This is a genomic window from Coleofasciculus sp. D1-CHI-01 (assembly GCF_040218875.1).
GTDB lineage: Bacteria > Cyanobacteriota > Cyanobacteriia > Cyanobacteriales > Coleofasciculaceae > Coleofasciculus.
In genome coordinates this window covers 65,306-86,932 of sequence record NZ_JAVJQP010000078.1, presented here as the reverse complement: position 1 = coordinate 86,932, position 21,627 = coordinate 65,306, and the positions used below count along the sequence as shown (strand labels likewise).

The following is a 21,627-nucleotide window of genomic DNA, read 5'->3' as shown; positions in this document are numbered from 1 at the left end:
TTAGCCGCTTCTCCTATACTCACTGTCACGCCCTGAATGCTCTCCATATAATCCTTACTTTTTAACTTACCCTAGATTATATGGGCAATCAGGACGATTTGCCAAGATGTGCCTAGAAATTATCTTTCAGATACTAACCCCCCGACAGCGGCACCTGTGCCAATTTTCGATAATTTAACCCCTTCGTTGGCGTGGCTTGAGGAAACACCCGCTGCCAAATCTGACACCGTTGCTGAGCATCTGGAAAGGGAAACTCAATTATAAACCGCAACCGCCGCTCAAATGCCTTATCCATCGCCGTTTTCAGATTCGTGGTTAGAATCGCAATTCCCTGATAACTCTCAATCCGCTGCAACAAATAACTCACCTCCTGATTGGCATAGCGATCGCGCGATTCTTTCACTTCCCCTCGTTTACCAAACAAAGCATCCGCCTCATCGAACAGCAGTACCACACCTCCCATCTCTGCTGCATCAAACACCTGCGCCAAATTCTTCTCCGTCTCGCCAATATACTTACTCACCACCGCACTCAAATCGACGCGATACAAATCCAACCGTAATTGAGCCGCAATAATTTCCGCTGCTGTCGTTTTCCCTGTCCCACTTGGACCATAAAATAAAGCACTAATCCCCAATCCCTGTCCCCGGTTGCGGTCAAATTGCCAATGCCGATACACTTGCGGACGTAGTTGGGCTTGAGCAACAATATCTCGTAGTAGCTGCAACTGTTGTTCAGGTAAAGCCAAATCTGCGAAACTGCCCCGACATTCAATTCGCTGCGCCAAGGCATCTAAGTGCGGACGGGCTTGGATGCGACAGGTGTCCCAGAGTTGTTCGGAAACTGGAGAGGGATTATTCTCCCCCTCTTCCTCAACTGTTAAGGCACGGGTACAAGCGGCAACAATCCCCGGTGCTGAGAGATTGAACTGATAGGCTAACGCCTCTACCTGCCCATTTAACGACTCCCCCGCTGTCCCTAATTGTGCCAGCCAAATCGCCTGTTGTTCCTCCAGGGTAGGTTTGGGCACATCAAACGTAATCGGCGAACGTTGGGGGGAAAATAGCCGTTCCCGACTGGCGATAATTAAAGGAGTTTGCAAATTCTCTAGCAGTTGGAGAAATACTTGGCGTTGTAAACTATCCGCCCCATTCATCTCCTGACAATCCAGTAACAGGATACTATTGGTTAACCGTGCCGCCCGTTCCCAGCGCTGCATCAGTGCGGTTAAACTCCCGGCGGTGGATAATAAACCGGGTGTAGCTGTCAGGGTAGTCAGAGACACCTGCTTCAAATGACACCCCAGCAACGCACAAATCGCCGCCGCCACTGACTGCTGATCAGATAGCTGAGTGCCACACAGTTGAATAACTGGATAACTCGATACCGCCGTTGCCTGTAACCAAACTTGTACCACCTGTTGTACAATCCCTTGATGGGAGGGCGGTAGAGGGAAATCGGACTGAGGCGCGACTGGTTTAAGTATTCCCTTTAACTGGGGATCGACATACTCTTCCCCCAACAAATACAGCAGGATACTCTCATCAATCCGCATCGGACTCAGGGTAAACGCCCGCCCTTGTTCAATCTCAATTAACTGCCAATGTCGCAACGCTGCATCAGCGTTAAACGCCTGCCAACTCGCCTCCGGCAAAATACGCGATGCCAAATAAGGTGTAGGATATGTCCACTGTTCATTCCCTTGCGCCTCGGCACATAACCGCCCAATTATCGGGTCTAATTCCATCGCCGCACACAATAGCAGCACATAGCGCTCAAACCGCGAGAGTCCCAAGGCGCGACATAGCTGAGTCAAGGCGGGGGGCTGGAATAGGTTCACTGCTTCTTCCAGGTTCGGTGAAAACCTCAGTTCCTCGTCAAGTGGTTGATTTGCCACTTGCGCCACATACCGTTCCAGCATCTGGCGCACCATCCCGACGGTTGCACTCAGGTTAACCAGGTTATCAATTCTGAATTGATCGGCTACGGCTTGTTCCATAACATTTTGTATTTTCCCTGTCTAGCAGGATAAATGAAGGGAAAAACAAAGTCAATATGATGAATTTCATAAATGAGTTATTTGGCTTGATCAGAAAACCCCATTTCACAACGGTAATAAAATTCATAATTATGGGTATAAAAAACAACAATAAATAAACCCTAGTGGTTGTATGGTGCCATGACAAATAAAATCTTCTATAAGTCTCCTAGATGATCGCCTCTGTCCCTTCTCTACCTAAAAGTCTCTCAAGACACCCCCTGCTTTTTCTGGATGTGTACCCTTTGTAAACCCCAGTCAGGAAAGCTCTCCATCATACAGCGCTCATCCCCGTGGTTACCGTAGTAGCGGTGGTGATGGTTGCGGTAGCAACGGCGGTAGTTGTGGTGGCTGTGGTCGCTGTGGTGGTTGTGGCGGTGGATAAATTCTCACAGCCAGCCAACACTGGCGATCGCACCTTTATCTATTGATAATAAAGTTAAGACCGAATCACGATTAGCCGACAAAAAAATCTAGCAGCGCTTGGGCTGTCTGTTGCGGCGCTTCCTCTGGTAGAAAATGACCGCAGTCCAACGCCTGACCCCGAACATCGATCGCGCGATCGCGCCAGGTTTGCAGGACATCATAGCGGCGCTGCATCACCCCTTTGGCTCCCCATAGCACCAACAGAGGACATTGAATCTTCTGGTCAATATCTGCTTCATCGTGTTCTAGATCAATGGAGGCGGCGGCGCGATAATCCTCACAGGTGGCGTGAATCACCGCAGGTTGACTGAAGCAGCGACTATATTCTGCCATCGCCGCTTCGGTAAACCCCACCTGTGTCGCACTCCATTGGTGCATCTTAGTCTTCAGGTAAAATTCTGGGTCTGCACCAATTAGTCGTTCGGGAAAATCATGGGGTTGGATTAGAAAAAACCAATGTTCGTAAGCTGTGGCTAATTCTTTATCCACGGTTTGAAAAATCGTGCGGGTGGGTACAATATCTAAAACCGCCGCCTTCTCCACCCGATCAGGATGGTCAAGTAGCAGGCGATGCAACACCCGTCCGCCGCGATCGTGTCCGGCGGCGAAAAAGCGCTTAAAACCCAGGATATCCATCAGTTCCACTTGGTCTTGGGCAGTTACCCGTTTAGAATAGGTCAGATGGGCTGGATCAGAGTTGGGTTTATCGCTGTCACCATAGCCGCGCAAATCTGCACAAATCACGGTGAAGTGCTGCGACAGAACGGGTGCAACCTGATGCCACATTACATAAGTTTGCGGATAACCATGGAGTAATAACAGAGGATATCCTGCGCCACCCATCACCAGATTAATCGTGGCGTCTGAGGTGGTAATCCGATGCTGGGTAAATTGCTCAAACATAAGTGCTAACAGGGAATCAGTAGACAGATCTTAACCAAGTACGTTAGTTTATATTCAAGACAATATCTTGTTGCTACTCAGAGGGTGCATGGGGTGAAATTCCTTCCCAGCAGCAGATACAGGTGTTTTAGATTAATTATCCGTTTTTTGAGCGCGATCGCGCCGTTGAGTTATACTGTTCGCGGTTACAACTGAGCTTTTGTCATGCAGAGCTTAGTGAAGTACAGCGTAACATCTGGTGAGATTCTTCACTCCGCTATCGCTCCGTTCAGAATGACAAATTTGACCGCGCGAAGTATAATTCAGACCATTTACGTTTCAAGGCAAGCATCTACTCTTCTCGTGCATCGGTTCTCTCTTTGAATCAGATGCTAATTCTTTTGACAAAGAATACTAGCAGTAACCTGAAACTCTCGTGTTATGACGTAGGTTGGGAAGCCGCTTGTATTAGGTCACAAATTTCTATTTATAAAAAATAATTTCATTATTACGAATGAACTTAACCCGTCTAATTCAAGAGTTAAACGACTATAGTAAACATGGAAACGGAGAGCTAATTCTAAAAAACTCTCAGGCATTTTGGACATTGTACTTGGTTCGGGGTCAATTACTTTATCCGAAAAGTAAACATCATCCCGTAAGACGCTGGAACCGGGCAATCAATCAGCATCGGTCGAATTGGCACTGGAGGGCTGATTACTCCCAGTTTTCCGACAATCCTAGTTGGGAATGTCAGCTCATCGATCGCGGATTGAGCCAAAAACAACTTAGCCTGATTCAAGCCAAGTTAATCATTCGCAGTTTAGTTCAAGAATGTTTATTTGAACTCACGCCTTACAGGGATTTGAACAGAGACTGGAAGCCCACCCAAACAACGATATCGACATTTTGCAAAGTTGTTGCCTTATCCAGCAACGAAATACAAACGATTCTGGGTACAGCCGAGCAAATGCAGAAACAATGGCAAGCGGCTGGCTTGAGTCACCTTCACCCAACTTTGGCTCCTATTTTACAAGAGGGAGCGGACAGGTCTGAATTGCCGATTGAAGACAAGTATCTCAATGGAAAATTAACCTTGTGGGATATTGCGCTTGAGCGAAATCAATCCATTATTGAAGTTACTCAGTCTTTGGTGAATTGGACTAAACGAGGGATGATTAAATTTCAAGACATTCCCGATTTGACGTTACCAAGCAGCAACGATAATGGTGGGGATACTCCGGTAGTTGCTGACAGGAAGCTACCTGAAATCAAGCCAACTCCACCCAAAACTAAAACCTCTTTAATTGCTTGCATTGATGACAGCCCGGTGTTAACGCTCACGTTACGAAAAATTTTAATTCCCAATGGATATCAAGTGTTGAGTATTCCCGAACCGATGCGAGGGTTCTCTCAACTGATTGAACATAAGCCAGATTTAATTTTGCTTGACCTCCTTTTACCGAATGCTGATGGCTATAGCATTTGTAAGTTTCTGCGAGAAACTCCTGTGTTTAAAAAGACACCGATTATAATATTGACGGCTAAAAATACATCAATTGACCGGACTCGCGCTCAACTTGTGGGTGCAACCGGATTTTTAGCAAAACCGCCTCAAGCTCAAGAATTGCTGGAGATGGTGCAGAAGCATCTGGGATAAGGCAGCAAGAACGCAGGAGGCACAAGAGAATAAGTCTGACTTTTCACATAGAGTTTTGTAGGGGCGGGTTTCACGATTATCTTTTCTTTAGCACCCGGATGTGACTAAACCCGCCCTAACCAAGTCAGTTTCAGATACCCGACTTCTCTCAGAAGTCGGGTATCTTATTAGTGAGTTACAACGAGTGACTAGTAGAGGGATTTGATATCAATTTTGAAGTGGGCAATTAGGGTCATCCGTTCGTAGGACAAGAAGTACAGATGCAACAGTTCTGGGTCATCCTGATCCCGATGCATAACCACACCATCTAGGGCAACTTTATGATTGTCAATCCATTCGCCGTTAGAATCCAGTAATGCACTGAAATAAGGACTTTTATCGGGATGGTTGGCTTTTAGTTCTTCGTAGTCTTGATAGAAAGGCGGAATGCCAATTCCTAGAGGCTTATACAAGCCCTGATTATAGTCCTCTACAGGTAACTGCGGTAGGTCTTTGATATTGACACCACTAATAAACAATTTGTTCTGTTCATTAGTTTTTGTATCCGTGAACGTTAACTCCAGTTCCTGTAAGGTTTCATCGACACCTACAGGGTCAATATTCCGGAGAACGGCTTTGTCAAATTGACCAATGCGCCAGTATTCATTTCCCCAAGGTTTATCGGTATTGTAGTATCCAGGAGGAACAAAAGAGCCAAATTGAATTTCATGTTCACCGCTATAGAAATCCCCCCAAGTTTGCAAGTTATTGGCGAGAACAGTGCGGACTTTACGGACTTGCTCACCGGACGCAATGATTTTTTCATCTAGGGGGAAATCGGCTTGAACCTCTTGTTCATTGATGACATCTCGCAGCAAGTCAGTTTTGACAACAGCGCCACTCGGATCTTTCCAATGTTCTAAGCGTCGCCAGTGTTTCCAGTAAGAGATATTGTTGATTTCTTCAAAGACTTCTTTGTACAGTCCATGGGGAAAGTCAAACCATCCTTGGTAGTAAAGTTTTTTATTGCCGTCTTCTTTGGTGGTGAGAATGACTTCCCACAGTCCACCATTGATGCAGTTATTGGCTAAAGCGACTTGATAGATATTGTCTTTTTCAAACCCGTCACCGCCACTAATTTCAATATGTTCAGAGTCCGCCGGGAAACTGATCTGTTGGCGGTTCCATTCGCGGTTAGTAAAGGCAACGACTTCTAAGCCTTCATCGTTTTTGACCCATTCGGGGGCTTTCGGGGTTAAAAGTTCTAAATCAATATTTTTGATGACGATTTTAGCCGTATGATCGTTATTCGGCTCCAGAACAAAATCGAAATGGTGGTCATCCCGTTTAACAACGGTTAAGGTGCGATCGTTATAGCGGCGGAATTTTTTACTTAACCCTGATGTGTTGGCGGGATATTTAGTATTGGTTAATTCCTTGAGATTAACCTCCATTGCATCGCTGACTTTATATCGAGTGGTCTGTCGATACGCCAGTCCAGCTCCTCCTAAACCAATTACACCAATACATACGGCAAGGGTGCCAATTAAAATTTTATTCCTTGTTTTTTTTCCTGGTTTGCTCGCGCTTGAATCGGTGAGATGTGTTGGATTATCTTGAGGCAAAGCCGAGTTTGACATGCAAGTTTCCCTGGTTTTTTCGTTCTGAATAGCATATTAACGAATAAGTTTTAACTTTTGCAACCTCTTTGTATATTTTTTGGAAAACTTCATCATTCCTTTAAAAAAGTGAAAAGATTGCTTTACGTTTTTTTTGTATAAAACACTCTATTCTGACTTAGTAATTGAGATGGGACAAGGCGCAAAACTGCCAAATATAGATAATTTAAGCGTAAGAAAGACTATGTGTAGCTTTGTAACCGCAGAGGGGGGGATTTGCCGGAAAATGCCTAAAAATTCTTGTAATTTGACAATCCTTGTTTTTTGAGGGGATAGTCTCCGCCTTTAGGTAGAAGAGAAAATTGTGACAATATCTCAAAATGAATTTGAGCAAATACTTGCAAAAAATAACTTTTTACTAAGAAAACATTAATATTTGCACTAATGTCCTATAATCTAGTTTTCTAAAATTAGCTGGTTGATCAGTTTGTCACTCAATTAAATAGGTTTAGTATTACACTTTTAGGGTTAATATAAAACAGTTTGTGATATATTGAAATATATCGCTATAGTCTGCAATAGACGGAATATAGATAACACAAGGGTTGTGAAGTTTGTCTCTCGGTGATTCCTAAGCAGAGTCGGTGTAATACAGATAGACCGAAAATGGAAATTTTTGTATTACACGGTTGAGAGGCGGGTTTAGGGAATCAATTGTAGGGGCGGGTTTAGGGAATCAATTCAGATATCCACCAATAACGGAACAACAAAACCCGCCCTCCCCACCAATAACCCAACAACAAAACCCGCCCTCCCCACCGAAAGGCAATCGATTAACCCCAAACTGGACAACCAAACCCACCTTATTCTCAACCGCGATCGCACCAAAAAAATGTCGAAATTGGGGCAGGGCGGGTTCTGTCGAAAGGTGATTGGTGACTCCATTACTTTTGTCCCTAAACCCGCCCCTACATTGGGTTTTTGGTTAGGTGAAAGATTGGGGCAGGGCGGGTTCTGTCGAAAGGTGATTGGTGACTCCATTGCTTTTGTCCCTAAACCCGCCCCTACATTGGGTTTTTGGTTAGGTGAAAGATTGGGGCAGGGCGGGTTTTGTCCAAAGGTGATTGGTGACTCCATTGCTTTTGTCCCTAAACCCGCCCCTACATTGGGTTTTTGGTTAGGTGAAAGATTGGGGCGTCAAATGACCAATGACAATCAAACCGCTTGTTCCACGATTAAGCCACCATGCAAGAAAATTTTCGGTACATCCAGAATGCTCATTATTTTTTCAGCATAGACCGCTTCTCCTTGCAAATAGTCATGATTTATGATAGTCGTTTCAGGAGTCACGGCGATGATCTGGAGCGGATTCAGCAGGAACATCGATTCACGCACATCTTCAACAATCACACCCGCCAAAATCTCCTCAACCTCCACAATCAGCGCTTTGAAACTTCGGGTTATCGCGGTTGAGGGCAATTTCAACACTGGGCGAATATCGACTAAGGTGACAATTTCCCCACGCAGATTCATGTTTCCTACAATATGAGGGGGACAACAGGGAATCGGTGTCACCTGTTGGATATCGGTAAACTCCCGCACAACGCCTAAATCAATCCCGAATAACTGATCATTTAAGACAATAATCGTTAACGGTTTGACAAGGGTTAAATCCTGACTCTCGAAGGGAAGCTTAAGATTATTCGCTCGTTCTCGAAAAACATCTCGTTCTGCGGGTGTTGCATTTGCAGCAAATACGGCTTGTTCGGTAACTAATTCTTCACTCGATTGACTCCGGTTAAGTTCTTGGTTGAGATAGTTCTCCACTAATTTAAACGTGTGGCTATCTATCGAGCTTAACCAATTCTCTGGATCACTTAAAATAACGATATCACCTGCATGGCGGGTGAGTCCACCAATGACGCCGTTTTCGCTAACGGTTTGATTCGGCTCAAGTTCAGTGGTAATTTCATCGGCTGAAATTGTCAGGACTTCACAAACCTGATTCACAATAATTCCAACTTTGGTTTTTTCTCGTTTTAATACGATAACACTATCCGTTAAACCATAGTTAGATAAATCTAAGCCCAAACTGCGATTAAAATCGATAATGGGTATCATTTCTCCGCGCAAATTCACCACGCCAATCATTTCAGGCGGCGTTTCGGGAATGGAGATTAATTCTGGGAGAGGAAACACCTCCTCCACGTAAGCTGTACTGATACCATACAGCCGATCATTTAAACCAAAACTAAAATAGGAGTTGTCTGTCATGGGGAGTCAGGTTCGATAATTTGCAAGGAAGATTGGAGTTGTTTGATCAGTTCAGATGGCGTCAAATCTCCTAATTTTGGCAGGGGAGTATTGGGCGGTAATTGTTTGAGCAGATTCAATGCCACATGCTGCATTTTAATCGTGTTTTTTTCTAAGTCATGTTCGATGCTTTCCGGATTAAAGGTTAAGGTGTAATCATCGTCAGTTTCCAAACTTAGGGGACTGGAGACATCGCCTAAAGGCGTATAGACTAAACTCTCGGTTTGACGTTGATAAACCAAGGATTCGGGAAAAACATTGGTTTGAAACTGCTTTAGAACTTGACCATAGAGTTCAGAATGACCTGTAATCAGATAACCTAAGGGCTGGAGGGCGTGGTAAAACTTATCCAAGGCTTGGGCAATAGCAGCGGATTCAAAATAGATAAAAACATTCCGACAAATAATTAAATCAAACTCCTGTAAATCTAAATGAGGTTGAGGGAAAGGGTCTTTGACTAAGTTGATTTGTTGCCATTTGACTAATGCTTTGATTTTGGGGTTAATGTGGTAGTGATTGTCAATTAGTTTAAAGGAGTGGCGTTTAATCTGGGGATCAATACTTCTTAATGACCAAGTTCGATAGATTCCTTGTCTGGCTTTTTCTAGAGCCTCTTGATTAATATCTATGCCAAAAATAACTAAATTCCAGCTATCAATATCCGGAATCAGTTCATTGAGCATAATCGCTAAGGAATAGGGCTCTTCGCCCGTTGAACATCCAGCACTACAAAGCCGTAGGGTTTTATCGACCTGATGACGCTGAATTAGTTCGGGTAATATTTTAGTTTTGAGTAACTTACATTGTTCTTTATCCCGGAAAAAGTAACTTTCGAGATTGGTGAGTAAAATAACTAATTTTTTCCATTCTTGATCAGCTTCTATGGTTGGACAATTGAGCAGCAAGTAATAATCTTCTGGAAATGTTAGTTTAATTGCCTTCATTCGGGCAAATATTTTGTCCGTTAAGTTGGCTTGATCGCGTTCTCTAATTACTAAACCAGTACGTTGAGCAATTAAGCGAATAAAGGCTTGTTTTATTTTAGGACTTAACTCATTGGGTGTTGACACATTCATTACCTAATCGGTTTACTGTAGAATCGACTGTTTCTGTAAAAGTTCCAGCAACATTGGCGCGATCGCGTCCAGGGGTAAGACTTCTCTAGCCCCTCCTAACTCAATGGCTTCCTTGGGCATTCCAAAGATGATTGATGTGGCTTGATCCTGAGCAATCGTCAACCCCCCGGCTTGGGTAACGGTTAACATTCCTTTTGCCCCATCTCTGCCCATTCCGGTCAATAATATGGCTGTCGTTTTCTTGCCATAAACATTGGCGACAGACTCAAATGTAACCGTTACCGATGGGCAATGTCCGTCTAAAGCCACGGTATCTGAACAAACAAAATTACCCTGCTTATCTATTTTTAGCTGATGTTGTTCTGGAGGAAAATAAATGATTCCGGGTTGCGGTCTATTTCCCGATTCGGCAATTCTAATCGGCAATTTACACGTTGAACTTAACCAATCGATTAAGCCCTGTAAAAATCCCTTACAAATATGTTGTACACAAAGGATGGGAACTGGGAAATTGGCGGGAAGTTGGGAAAAGATTTCCTGCAACGCCGGAGGTCCACCCGTTGATGTGCCAATGGTAACTATTTTAGGCTTCGGGTACGATTTGGTTGGAGCCGTGGTTAGGTTGTTCAGATTAATCGGTTGGCGTGGCAGCGAATATCTGCGTTTTCGCTTAAAAACCCTAACTCCAGAAATGATACTGATTTTATTAACTAATTCCCGTCTAAATTCTTGGTTTTCTGTGGTTAAGCCAGCCAATGGCTTGGGACAAATATCGACGGCGCCGGCTTCGAGGACATCAAAGATATGATGTGTATCTTCCTGTTGTACCGACACACTCAAGACCAAAATTGGTATAGGATTATGACTCATGACTTCAGTGGTTAATTCCAACCCATCCATCTGCGGCATGTGTAAGTCGGTACAAATTACATCGGGTTTAATTTGAGAAATTAGGCTCAATGCTTCTAAGCCATTTTGTGCTTCTCCGACTACCTCAATTTGGGGGAATTCATTGAGAATTCGTCTGAGAATGACTAGGGATATTTTGGAGTCTTCTACTAATAGAACTTTAATCGTCATTGGTCATTTGTTAGTTGTTTAAGGTTTTGTAGTTAGCGCTTTAGCGCTGATGGCACTAAACGACTACGAACGAACGGAACGGTTTAAGGGTTTGTAGTAAGCGCTTTAGCGCTGATGGCACTAAACGACTACGAACGGAACGGTTTAAGGGTTTGTGGTTAGCGCTTTGGCGCTGATGGCACTAAAGTGCCGACTACGAACGAACGGAACGGTTTAAGGTTTTGTAGTTAGCGCTTTGGCGCTGATGGCACTAAAGTGCCGACTACGAACGAACGGAACGGTTTAAGGGTTTGTAGTAAGCGCTTTAGCGCTGATGGCACTAAAGTGCCGACTACGAACGAACGAACGAACGAACGAACGAAGGAAGGAAGCTTAACTCAATTAAACCAGTCGGCTGATGGTTTCTAACAGAAACGCTTGGTTGAATTTACCTTTGATGATGTAAGCATCCGCCCCGGCTTCTGCACCCCGTTGTTGATCGGCTTCTGAATCCAAGGTGGTGACTAAAACAATCGGTAAGTCTTGATATTCGGGATGCTGGCGAATCGTGGCGGTTAGCGATAACCCGTCTAAATGAGGCATTTCCACATCAGAAACTACGGCATCAAAATGACGGCTTTTAAGTTTGGTATAGCCATCTAATCCATCAACTGCAATTACGACTTCATACCCCGCCCCTTCTAAAAGTCGTCGTTCTTGAGTCCGCACGGGGAGAGAATCTTCGACTAAAAGAATCGTGGGTTTGGTTTGTAGAACCGTCTTGGCTTTAACCGAAACTGTTGTCGGAGTTTGTTTTTGTCCTGATTTCACTAAATCAGCCGGATTAAGAATCATACAAACATCTCCGGTGGGGAGAATTGTTGCACCCAGAATATTTTTAACCCGCTTTAATAACACAGTTTGAGGTTTGAGGGGAATTTCTTGGGTATCCAAAAGTCGATCCACTAAAAATCCCGAAACTTGATCACCAACCTTGAGCAAAATACACGATCGCAACTCAGATATCGGTGTTTCTTTTTTGGCGATAAGGGCGTAGGCGGGGGAGTTTGAGAGTTCCAAGACATCGGCGAGATTGGCGACGGGAACCCGTTGACCTTGCCAATTCAATGTCTCGCGCCCATCAATGGTTTCTATTTCATCTGGGGAAAGGAGTAAACTGGTTTGGACGAATTCAATCGGAATGGCTTGGACAATTCCTTGAACCTCAACAAATAAGGCATTAACGGTAGCTAAGGTGGTGCGAAGTTGGATACGGAATCGACTTCCTTGATTAGGAGTTGATTCGATCGCGATCGCGCCTTTGAGTCGTTCAATGTTTGTCCGGACTACATCTAAGCCAATCCCGCGACCGGAAATTTCAGTAATAAAGCTGCGGGTGGAGAATCCTGGGGCAAAAATCAGGTCATAAATTTGGCTGGGATTCATCCTTTCTAGTTCATCGGGTTGGTAAAGCTTCCGTTTAATCGCCGTCTGCTTAATTTGGTCGATATCCAGTCCTCGCCCATCATCAGCCACTTCAATGATAATTGTATTCCCCACCAGACTCCCCCGCAGCCAAATTTTTGCCACTGGGGGTTTGCCTAATTTATGCCGTTCTTCGGGTGTCTCAATCCCATGATCGATCGCGTTACGAATCAGATGGGTTAAAGAATCTTTAATATCTTCTAGAATAGTTTTATCTGCCGTCGTTTCTCCCCCTTCAATAATTAACTCCACCTGTTTAGATTGTTTCCGGGCTAAATCCCGCACCATACGGGGAAACAACTGGAAGATAGTAGACAGGGGTAACTGGCGTAGGGTTTTAATTCTATCCCGTAAATCTTCTGCAATTAAATCTAGGTTAGAGGTATTTTCCTGAATGGCGGTGCGTAAGCTGGTAATCTTGTCACCTAAGCGTTCTTGGAACGGGTTAACTTCCGTGGCTGTCGCCTCACCGGATTGACGATAGAAGGCTTTCCAATCTTGCCAAAGTGTCACCAATTCCTCAACTTCTGACGCGGCGTAAGCGATGCGAAGTTTAGTTACATTTAATTCCTCCGCTTGCGCCATTAACGCATCTAAATCACGAGTGGGAACCCGAATCGTATCAATCCGGTAGGTGTCACTCAGGGCTGGGGTTTTGGGGATTGGAGGTTGGGCGGGAGTCGGTACAGTGTCAGGTAAGGTGGGGAGAGATACTTCTAGTAATTGGTTGAGAACCTCGGTGGTATTCACACCCTGAGGTTGACCCGTCACCGCTTCCTGTACCAGCTTACCCATCACATCCAATCCTCGATACAAGCGATCGCTAATATCTGGGGTTAAGATAGTAGGCTGGAGTTTAATCCCGCCTAAAATCTCTTCAACGTGGTGGATTAAGGCTTCCACGGGTTCAACGCCGACGCTTCTGGAGTCTCCTTTTAAACTATGGGCTTCGCGCAATAATTCGTCTAATCTGGTTGGATCATCCGGCTGCTTTTCTAATTGCAGTAATCCGGTTTCTAGTTTCTGCAAGCGTTCCAGGCTGGCAAGTTTATAAACATCCCGCATTTCCTCATCGTCAATAAACGTGGCGCTGAGGGAAGGTTGCGAGGGTGAAGATTGGACATCGGGTAACCCCAAAATCGTGACCGAATCCGGACGAGAGACGGGATGGGATGATAAGGGTGTCGGAGATTTGGAGACAGGTATCACCGGAGGGGATTGGGCTGATGCTTCAATGGCGTCGATTAACTGGTTCAGCACTTGCACGGTATCCACGCCCTGAAGTTTACCCGTTACCGCTTCCTCAACTAAGCAGCGGATAGCTTCTAATGCATCATAGAGGCTTTCACTAACTTTGACCGTAAACCCAAGCTGGTAAGATTTGATCCGATCAAAAACTTCTTCGATATGATGGGTAAGGGTTTCCACCGATTCAACCCCAACGCTACGGGAATCGCCTTTGAGACTATGGGCTTCCCGCAGTAATTGATCTAATGTCGCCGTATCATCGGGATATTTTTCTAAATGGAGTAACCCGGCTTCTAAAATCTGCAACCGTTCGTCACTGGCGAGTTGATACACCTCGCGGAGTTCATCATCATCGATATAATTGTCTGCGAGTTGTGGCGAGGTGGGTTTGGTTCCGTTATCGGTTGTCGGTTCAAGAGTATTCGTCAAACCCGCCCCGACAAGCCCTGCATCTTCTTGAATTGGAGACGCAACAGCCAATTGTTGGCAATGTTCCAGCACTAGCATCAATTGTTCCAGCACTTCGGAAGTATCCACCCCATTGGGTTTACCAGTTATCGCTTCTTGGACGAATTGCGCGATCGCCTCTACTCCCTGATGTAAGATTTGCTTAACCTCTGGGTTAAAAGTAGGGGGGTGGGATTTGCAGCTTTCAATAATTTCTTCCAGGGGATGAGCCAGAATTTCCACGGTTTCCACGCCAACGCTGCGAGAATCGCCTTTAATACTATGAACTTCCCGGCGTAATTCTTCCCAGATGTCTTGGTTGTCGGGATTTTGTTCTAAATCATTTAAGCCAGTTTCCAGGCTGTGCAATCGTTCACCACTGGTAAGTTGATACACCTCTCGTAATTCATCATCATCAATATAACTGTCTGCAAGTTGGGGTGAGGGAGACGGTTGCGACGGGGTGGGTTTGGTTCCGTTAGGGGTTGTCGGTTCCAGGGTATCGCTAAAACCCGCCCCGACAAGCCCTGGTTCCGCTTGAACTGGAGACGCCACAGCCGATTGTTGGCAATCCTCCAGCACTAGCATAAATTGTTCTAGTACCTCAGTGATGTCCACCGCACTGGGTTTACCCGTTACCGCTTCCTGGACTAATTGGCTAATCGCCTCTAATCCTTGATGTAAGGTTTGGCTAATATCTGGGGTAAAAGTAGTGGGTTGGGATTTGAGACTCTCGATAATTTCTTCCAGGGGATGAGCCAAAATTTCCACAGTTTCCACACCAACGCTACGAGAATCGCCCTTAATACTGTGGGCTTCCCGGCGTAACTGTTCCCAGATGGCTTCATCGTCTGGATTGTCTGTCAGATGACGTAACCCAGCTTCTAGGCTTTGTAACCGTTCATGACTCGCCAGTTGATAAACGTCTCGGAGTTCATCATCGTCGATATAGCTTTCGGCTAATTCAAATGACTCAACGCTCATATCCTCTCCCTCTAGAGGTTCCGGTGGAATGTCTCTACCTGCGGCATTTTCTGCTGGTTCAATAGCGAGTTGTTTAAATTGATCCAATATTTCAGCTAAATTGACGCCGCTTGGTTTACCTGTTATAGCTTCAGCAACTAAAAGACGAATTGCATCTAATCCATGATCAAGACATTGACTTACTGACGGCGAAAAAACCAGCTTTTGGCGTTTGATCCGTGCCAGAATCCATTCCATGCGATCGGCAAGGGTTTCGACAGCTTTAACGCCTAAACTTTTGGAGTCTCCTTTTAAGCTGTGAACATCTCGCAGCAACTGTTCTAAGGTTGTTTCATTCTCTGGATTTTTCTGGAGATGCTGCAAACCAACGGTGAGTTGCTCTAGATGTTTTTTGCTCGCCGTTTGATATAAATTTCGCAGTTCTTCATCGTCTATGATCATGATTCGTCTTATGTCTTATGTCTTATGTCATTCGTCTTATGTCTTATGTCATTCGTCTTATGTCTTATGTCTTATGTCATTCGTCTTATGTAAAGTCGGGGCGGGTTTAATTACATCTGGGTGTAACCAAAAAGATAGTAGTGAAACCCGCCCCTACACAATCTTCCCCATCTCCCCCTGCTCCCAGACGTGCCATGGCACGTCTCTACATTGCTTCCCCAGCTCCCAGACGTGCCATGGCACGTCTCTACATCCTTAAACCATCTCTTGCAATTCCAAAGAGGTTTCGTTCAGTTGCTGAGTCCCGATCTTGGTTTGATTAATACCTGTGGCGGTTTCTTTAGCGCCCTTATTAATCGTTTCCATCGCCTCGACGACTTGTTGAATCGCATCGACTTGCTGTTTTAAGTTCAGGGATATTTGTTGGTTATTTAACACCACTTTGTCCACCGCATCGGCTACCCCGGTGAAGGCTTCATTAGTTTTTTGGGCAATTTGTACACCGGATGCCACGGTTTTTGTGCCTTCATCTGTCACCATTACCGTTGAGTTAATCGCGCTTTGAATTTCGGAAACCAGTGTACCAATTTTGTCAGCGGATTGTTGACTTTGATCGGCTAATTTGCGAATTTCATTGGCAACCACTGAGAAGCCTTTCCCATGTTCTCCCGCACGCACCGCTTCTACGGAGGAATTAAGCGCTAACATGTTGGTTTTGTTAGCTAACTCAGACACCAACTGAGAAATACTACCAATTTGATTTGCCTGTTCAGAAAGACGAACAATCTGTTGTGCGATCGCGCCAACTTTATTTTCCAGGGTATACATCCCTTCCAGGGTTTCACCGACTGCTTGGGTTCCTCCCTGAGTCAGTTCCAACGCTTTCTGGGCGGCGGATACAGCAGCCTTGGCTTGTTCGGCGGATTGTCGGGAGGAGGCTTCTAACTCATCCATGGTGGTAGTCGTTTCATTTACCGAAGCCGCTTGCTGACTCGCCACCCGTTCTTGTTCTTCTAAGGTGGAGAAAATCTCTTGGCTAGAGGTGGAGATACGAGTCACAATTTGTTTAAGTAAATCTGCCAGTTGACTTGTCCGGAAAACGCCCACGGGTAACACAGCGGCGAGGGAGATTAAAATAATCAGCGTCGCTACTACTTTAAACGCCGTCACAGAGGCAAAAATTGTGCTTTTGGGAACGGTACGGATAGCCACCAAGAAGCCAGGTTGATTCGGCGCTGGATCAACGGTAGCGTAGCTAATTAATTCATTACTTCCTGTACCAATTAATCCCTGTTCACCTTGGAGAATTTGCTCAACAATTTGGTCAGAATAATCCTTCGCCAAGGTTTCATCTGTATCTAGGTCAAATCCCCACTCTTTCTCATCATCGGGATGGGAGAGATAGTAGCCCTCTGCATTAACCAGTAAGGCTGTTTCGCCCTCGCTTAAATTGGCGTCTTCGATATATTGCAGGAACTTGTTAGCAAAAACATTGGCAATCACAATCCCCTGTTTTTCCCCGGCTGCATCAGCAACAGGTGTGGCGTAGCGAATCACTGGTTTAAACGGGGTTTCGATTTCACCGCGTTCTTGGTTTAGGTTCACCGGGGAGACATAAACCTCTCCTGGTTCTAGTTTAATCGCTTCTGTAAAATAGCCGCGATCGCCTTTATTTTGCAACTCAGATTTGGGGATAACTGTCGTCGTCGTTCCATCGGAATCAACCCTGACAATTTCTAGACCATTTTCGTCAATAAATCGCAGCTGCATATATTGAGACTTCGCCTGCATTAGACTCTCAAAAATGGTCTGGGCTTGGTCTACCCAAACATCAGCCGATTGATTGCTTTCGGAATCCGTTTCTGAGCGAATAATCCCTTGAATTTCGGGAATTTTACTCAAAAATAAAACATCCTCATTAATCCCATCTAAGACAGCACCAATATTTTCGGCATCATCAGTAACCCTGTCCTCCAGTTTAGTTTCCGAGACTTCAGATAAGGCAGTCGAGGACGAAAATATCCCATAAATTCCGACGATTGAGACGGGAATAAGACTGCTTAAAAACAGCAGCAATAAGATTTGATTCTGAAGTTTTTTCTGGTTGGATAAATTCTTGAGAAATTTTGCCCACATGGCTGGTTACCTATCACTCTAAATTCCGTTTAACAACCCCATCGCTTTTCTGGAGATGGGAGGCTAAAAAATACAGTCCATTCATTTCTTTCCTTGGAAACCCCCCTAGTCCTATGTTTTACCAGATTAGGGGGGATGGGCTTTCACCCGTCTTAGCACAGGGATAAATTGGGTTACATCTTTACCGATAAATTCACTCAGGGCATTTTTCCTAAAGGATAAGCCAAACGTATGCTGCAAAATCGTAAGTCTGTCAAGGTGTAGGTCATCGCAGGATACTTGCTGTTTAGTTCAGTTGAATCCAAGTTTGCTCATAATCATAGATAACCCTGGTTTAGCCAATCTGTAGGATGAGAGCCTATCATCGTTTTTGGCTGAATTGAGAATGGAAAATCAGCCTGTTCACCAAGGCTGGGTTTGAGCAAGTTTAAGCCAAATAACCTAATGAGGTATTGGCTTTGATTGACATACATTCTAGAGGAGCGTTTAACCCAGACTACTAGAGACACCCAGCTTTTTTTTCCTATCAGACCGTTTTCTACGTCATTACTATGCTATTGCACTGGATTGATTTTCGGCAACAACTTTATTAATTATTTATAATTTATAAGTAAAAAATAAAGCGACGACTTAAGTTAATTTTTCTCTATTTACGAAATTAAACTTTTATATTTAATCTGACAAATATGCCTCTGAAATCTTGAGTGATTCAGCGATTATAATATAGCTTGAAAGTTGTCATACAAACACTTGTCATACATTTAGGGGCAATGTATTACGAGAAATAGTATCAGGACGAATTGAAACCTAAGTGTGCAGTTGCGCTGTCTTCGCCATCAACCTTGCATTACTGACAACTGGCGTGGCATAGCTAAAATGGTGGAATAGATTTTACCATTGAATCGGGCGCACGCCATGCGCCCCTACGGTTTCGCGGCGTCAGATTAATTCCTTAAATAAGGTGTGCCACGCTACTACTGGACTGACACAGCTAAAATGATGGATTAGATCTTACCATTGAATCGGGCGCACGCCATGCGCCCCTACGGTTTCGCGGCGTCAGATTAATTCCTTAAATAAGGTGTGCCACGCTACTACTGGCTTGACACAGCTAAAATGATGGATTAGATCTTACCATTAAATCGGGCGCACGCCATGCGCCCCTACGGTTTCCGGGCGTAATTCTAATTCATCAAATAAGGTGTGCCACGCTACTACCCTTGTGAGGGGATGGAGAGGGGCTGGAGGTGAGGGTTGTAGCTTAAGTTGAATGACCTTTGAAACGGCACACTCAGACTACTTGTTTGAGTTAGCCGCCGATGGGCTTTGGCGAAAACTGATAATTAACAAACAGATAATCCCTAGATTAATAAAAACATCAGCAAAATTAAACACCGGAAAAGGCGCGAGTTGAATATGACGAAAATCGACTAATATAGGAAACTTAACAATCGGGAATTCCAGGAAATCAACTACACAGGTTAACTCTTTTCCATTAACGATACAATCATTAAAAAAGCGGTCAATTCCATTCCCTAATGCACCGCCTAAAATAAAGCCGTAGCCTAATTGCTCAATCGGTTTCAGTCGGGAACCAAACCATGCCAACCCCATTAACCCCAGACTCACTGCCAGTGATAGCCAGCGCAGCCAAACTCCGCCCTGACTAAACAGACTAAATGCTGCCCCAGTATTGAGTACATAGGTTAAGTGAAAAATATCGGGAATCAGAGGCAAACTTTCGTATAAGGCAAAATTTTGTACCACTAAATATTTAGTCAGTTGATCCACAATTACACTAACAGCGGCAATTACCCAGAAGTAACGATTTTTTCTAAGAGGCATGGTTATGGTTAGGAATGGAAAAGTTCTAATCCTTGGCGACTCTCGATGAAACCCGGTTTGTCGGGGCGGGTTTAGGGGCTATCGCGCCAGCTATTGATGATAATGTTTTTTCAAAACCCGCCTTGACTAAATTGTGAATGAGAAAATTATTTGACCAATGACCAATGACCAATGACCAATGACTAATAAAACAATAAATGCCGCAGAGTATACGCCACAACTGTAACGGCACAAACGATCGATAACTGTCCAGGTAACGGATAAATTGAGTATTTCAACATAGCATCCATCAGCGATAAACTATCCATACTTGTCAGGTCAAAAATAAGATGGAAAATCGTTAAATAGCCTATCCCGTAAATATGAATTGTGAATAAACCACATAAACAACTAAACCCTAGGGATTCTAATCGCAAAGGCAGACGAAACGCCAAAAAACCACAAACCCAGGCTCCCGCAATAAATCCTAATAAATACCCAAACATGGGTTTTATGACATAGCCTAAACCCCCGCCTTGGTCAAAGACCGGTAAAATTAAACCTAAAACCACATAAGCAATTTGAGACAGGACACCTGCATTTTTTCCACCTAAACACCCAACAAGTAGAACCGCCCCAATCTGACAGGTAACGCCTAAGGAAATGGGCTGAATTCCTTGGCTTGACCAATCCCAGGGCGGATTTGTCACGAAGGCTTCTAAAAAGGTGCCACCGATAGTCAGTAATAAGCCAATTAAAGCCCAAACGAGTTCATGGGGAGCAGACACTTTTACGCGAATCGTCCTTAACTCCCCCTCTATACTTGCTGGGATTGATGCTCTCCGGGAAGCGGTGCTTCGCCTCCGGTTAAGCCTAATGACTCTAACATGGCATGATCGTGTTCTGGCGGTTGTCCTAAAGTGGTTAGGTAATGACCAATTAACATAGCATTAATCCCGGCTTTCAATCCCAAGGCTTGGAGTTCGCCCATCACCGCTTCTCGTCCGCCAGCATAGCGAATGATTTGTTCGGGCAAAATCAGCCGGAAAATCGCGATCGCCTTTAGCGCTTCGTATGGATCAAGTTTTGTCTGTTCTCCCAAGGGCGTTCCTTGACGGGGATTCAGCAAGTTCAGGGGTACAGATTCCACCTCTAATTCCCGCAAGGCTAGGGCTAAATCGACCCGATCCTCCCAGGTTTCTCCCATCCCCAAAATGCCCCCGGTACAGGCTTGAATTCCGGCAGCTTTTAGGTGCTTAATCGTCTCGACGCGATCGCGCCAACGATGAGTGGTGACGATTTCTGGGAAAAAGTTCTCCGATGCCTCTAAGTTATGGTTATAGCGGGTGACTCCGGCTTCTTTAAGCGCCTGTGCCTGTTCGGGTGTCACTTCGCCTAAGGCGCAGCAGGGCTTAATCCCGGTTTCGCTAATAATCCGCTGGACGGTTTCCAGAATTTGCTCAAATTCAGTGGATTTAGGGGACTGATATTTGGGTCCACGCCCTTGACTTACCAGACAGAAACGCTTTGCCCCTGCTGCATCTGCTGCTTTGGCTTGTGCCAGTATTTCCTCTGGGGATTTGAGTCCGTATATGGGAGAATCTTTTCCGGGATGATGGGCAGACTGGGCGCAAAAGCCGCAGTTTTCTGAGCAGCTACCGGATTTAATGTTAACGATACTGCATAAATCCACGGTGTTACCACAGCAGGCTTGGCGCACTTGATCGGCGGCTTCACACAGGAGCATAATATTGTCCTGTCCCTCTAGGAGCGTCAGTTTCAGCGCTTCCTCTCGATTGATGCGATCGCCTGCTATAATTCGTTGGGCGAGAGCGTTGAGCCAGTCTCGCACTGCGGTTGGCACGGAGGCTGGGGGATTTGCCGCATCCGGATGGAGTGAATTGTTAGACTGTCGTAATGGCGTTTGAACCATCATAATTGCGGCAAGGGGGCGGACGTCTGTACCTGAACGGTCAGCGTCTGGGGAATTGCCGCCAACAAATAAATCAA

General features: G+C 44.9%; 13 protein-coding genes and 1 pseudogene. 2 read left to right on the top strand and 12 right to left on the bottom strand.

What is annotated here, in order from left to right:
* Positions 1–133: 133 nt before the first annotated feature.
* The gene (locus RIB93_RS14600) at positions 134–1,999 is read right to left on the bottom strand and encodes an ATP-binding protein (protein ID WP_446373474.1); all 1,866 of its coding nucleotides are present in this window, start codon (positions 1,997–1,999) and stop codon (positions 134–136) included.
* A gap of 332 nt (positions 2,000–2,331) precedes the next feature.
* On the opposite strand from RIB93_RS14600, the gene RIB93_RS14595 reads away from it, so the two are divergent.
* A complete protein-coding gene (locus tag RIB93_RS14595; protein WP_446373473.1) occupies positions 2,332–2,469 on the top strand; it encodes a hypothetical protein in 138 nt (45 codons plus the stop codon).
* A 25-nt stretch (positions 2,470–2,494) separates the two neighbouring features.
* Here RIB93_RS14595 and RIB93_RS14590 read toward each other — a convergent pair whose 3' ends face one another.
* The gene (locus RIB93_RS14590) at positions 2,495–3,367 is read right to left on the bottom strand and encodes an alpha/beta fold hydrolase (RefSeq protein WP_446373472.1); all 873 of its coding nucleotides are present in this window, start codon (positions 3,365–3,367) and stop codon (positions 2,495–2,497) included.
* Between the two features lie 493 nt (positions 3,368–3,860).
* Here RIB93_RS14590 and RIB93_RS14585 point away from each other — a divergent pair, with 493 nt between their 5' ends.
* On the top strand, positions 3,861–5,006 hold the full coding sequence (locus RIB93_RS14585; RefSeq protein WP_446373471.1) for a response regulator: 1,146 nt from the start codon (positions 3,861–3,863) through the stop codon (positions 5,004–5,006).
* 188 nt (positions 5,007–5,194) lie between these two features.
* Here RIB93_RS14585 and RIB93_RS14580 read toward each other — a convergent pair whose 3' ends face one another.
* The 10 genes and pseudogenes from RIB93_RS14580 to bioB form a co-directional block, all read right to left on the bottom strand.
* A complete protein-coding gene (locus RIB93_RS14580; protein ID WP_446373470.1) occupies positions 5,195–6,625 on the bottom strand; it encodes a hypothetical protein in 1,431 nt (476 codons plus the stop codon).
* Positions 6,626–7,345: 720 nt separating this feature from the next.
* Positions 7,346–7,741, bottom strand: coding sequence for a hypothetical protein (locus RIB93_RS14575; RefSeq protein WP_446373469.1), 396 nt, complete (start codon positions 7,739–7,741; stop codon positions 7,346–7,348).
* A gap of 78 nt (positions 7,742–7,819) precedes the next feature.
* Positions 7,820–8,878, bottom strand: coding sequence for a chemotaxis protein CheW (locus RIB93_RS14570; RefSeq protein ID WP_446373468.1), 1,059 nt, complete (start codon positions 8,876–8,878; stop codon positions 7,820–7,822).
* Positions 8,875–9,987: a CheR family methyltransferase gene (locus tag RIB93_RS14565; RefSeq protein ID WP_446373467.1), complete on the bottom strand. Its 1,113-nt coding sequence runs from the start codon at positions 9,985–9,987 to the stop codon at positions 8,875–8,877. Before RIB93_RS14565 ends, RIB93_RS14570 begins: the two co-directional genes overlap by 4 nt.
* Positions 9,988–10,005: 18 nt before the next feature.
* Positions 10,006–11,073, bottom strand: coding sequence for a chemotaxis-specific protein-glutamate methyltransferase CheB (gene cheB, locus RIB93_RS14560; protein ID WP_446373466.1), 1,068 nt, complete (start codon positions 11,071–11,073; stop codon positions 10,006–10,008).
* Between the two features lie 381 nt (positions 11,074–11,454).
* Complete coding sequence (locus tag RIB93_RS14555) at positions 11,455–15,657, bottom strand: Hpt domain-containing protein (RefSeq protein ID WP_446373465.1); 4,203 nt, start codon at positions 15,655–15,657, stop codon at positions 11,455–11,457.
* 255 nt (positions 15,658–15,912) lie between these two features.
* Positions 15,913–17,793 carry a methyl-accepting chemotaxis protein gene (locus tag RIB93_RS14550; RefSeq protein WP_446373464.1) on the bottom strand — a complete coding sequence of 627 codons (1,881 nt, stop codon included), beginning with the start codon at positions 17,791–17,793 and terminating at the stop codon, positions 15,913–15,915.
* Between the two features lie 1,296 nt (positions 17,794–19,089).
* The gene (lspA, locus tag RIB93_RS14545; RefSeq protein WP_446373463.1) at positions 19,090–19,638 is read right to left on the bottom strand and encodes a signal peptidase II; all 549 of its coding nucleotides are present in this window, start codon (positions 19,636–19,638) and stop codon (positions 19,090–19,092) included.
* A gap of 182 nt (positions 19,639–19,820) precedes the next feature.
* Complete coding sequence (locus RIB93_RS14540) at positions 19,821–20,405, bottom strand: biotin transporter BioY (RefSeq protein WP_446373462.1); 585 nt, start codon at positions 20,403–20,405, stop codon at positions 19,821–19,823.
* Positions 20,406–20,434: 29 nt separating this feature from the next.
* Positions 20,435–21,460 (bottom strand): annotated as a pseudogene (bioB, locus tag RIB93_RS14535) (biotin synthase BioB); the annotation flags it as partial.
* Positions 21,461–21,627 lie beyond the last annotated feature (167 nt).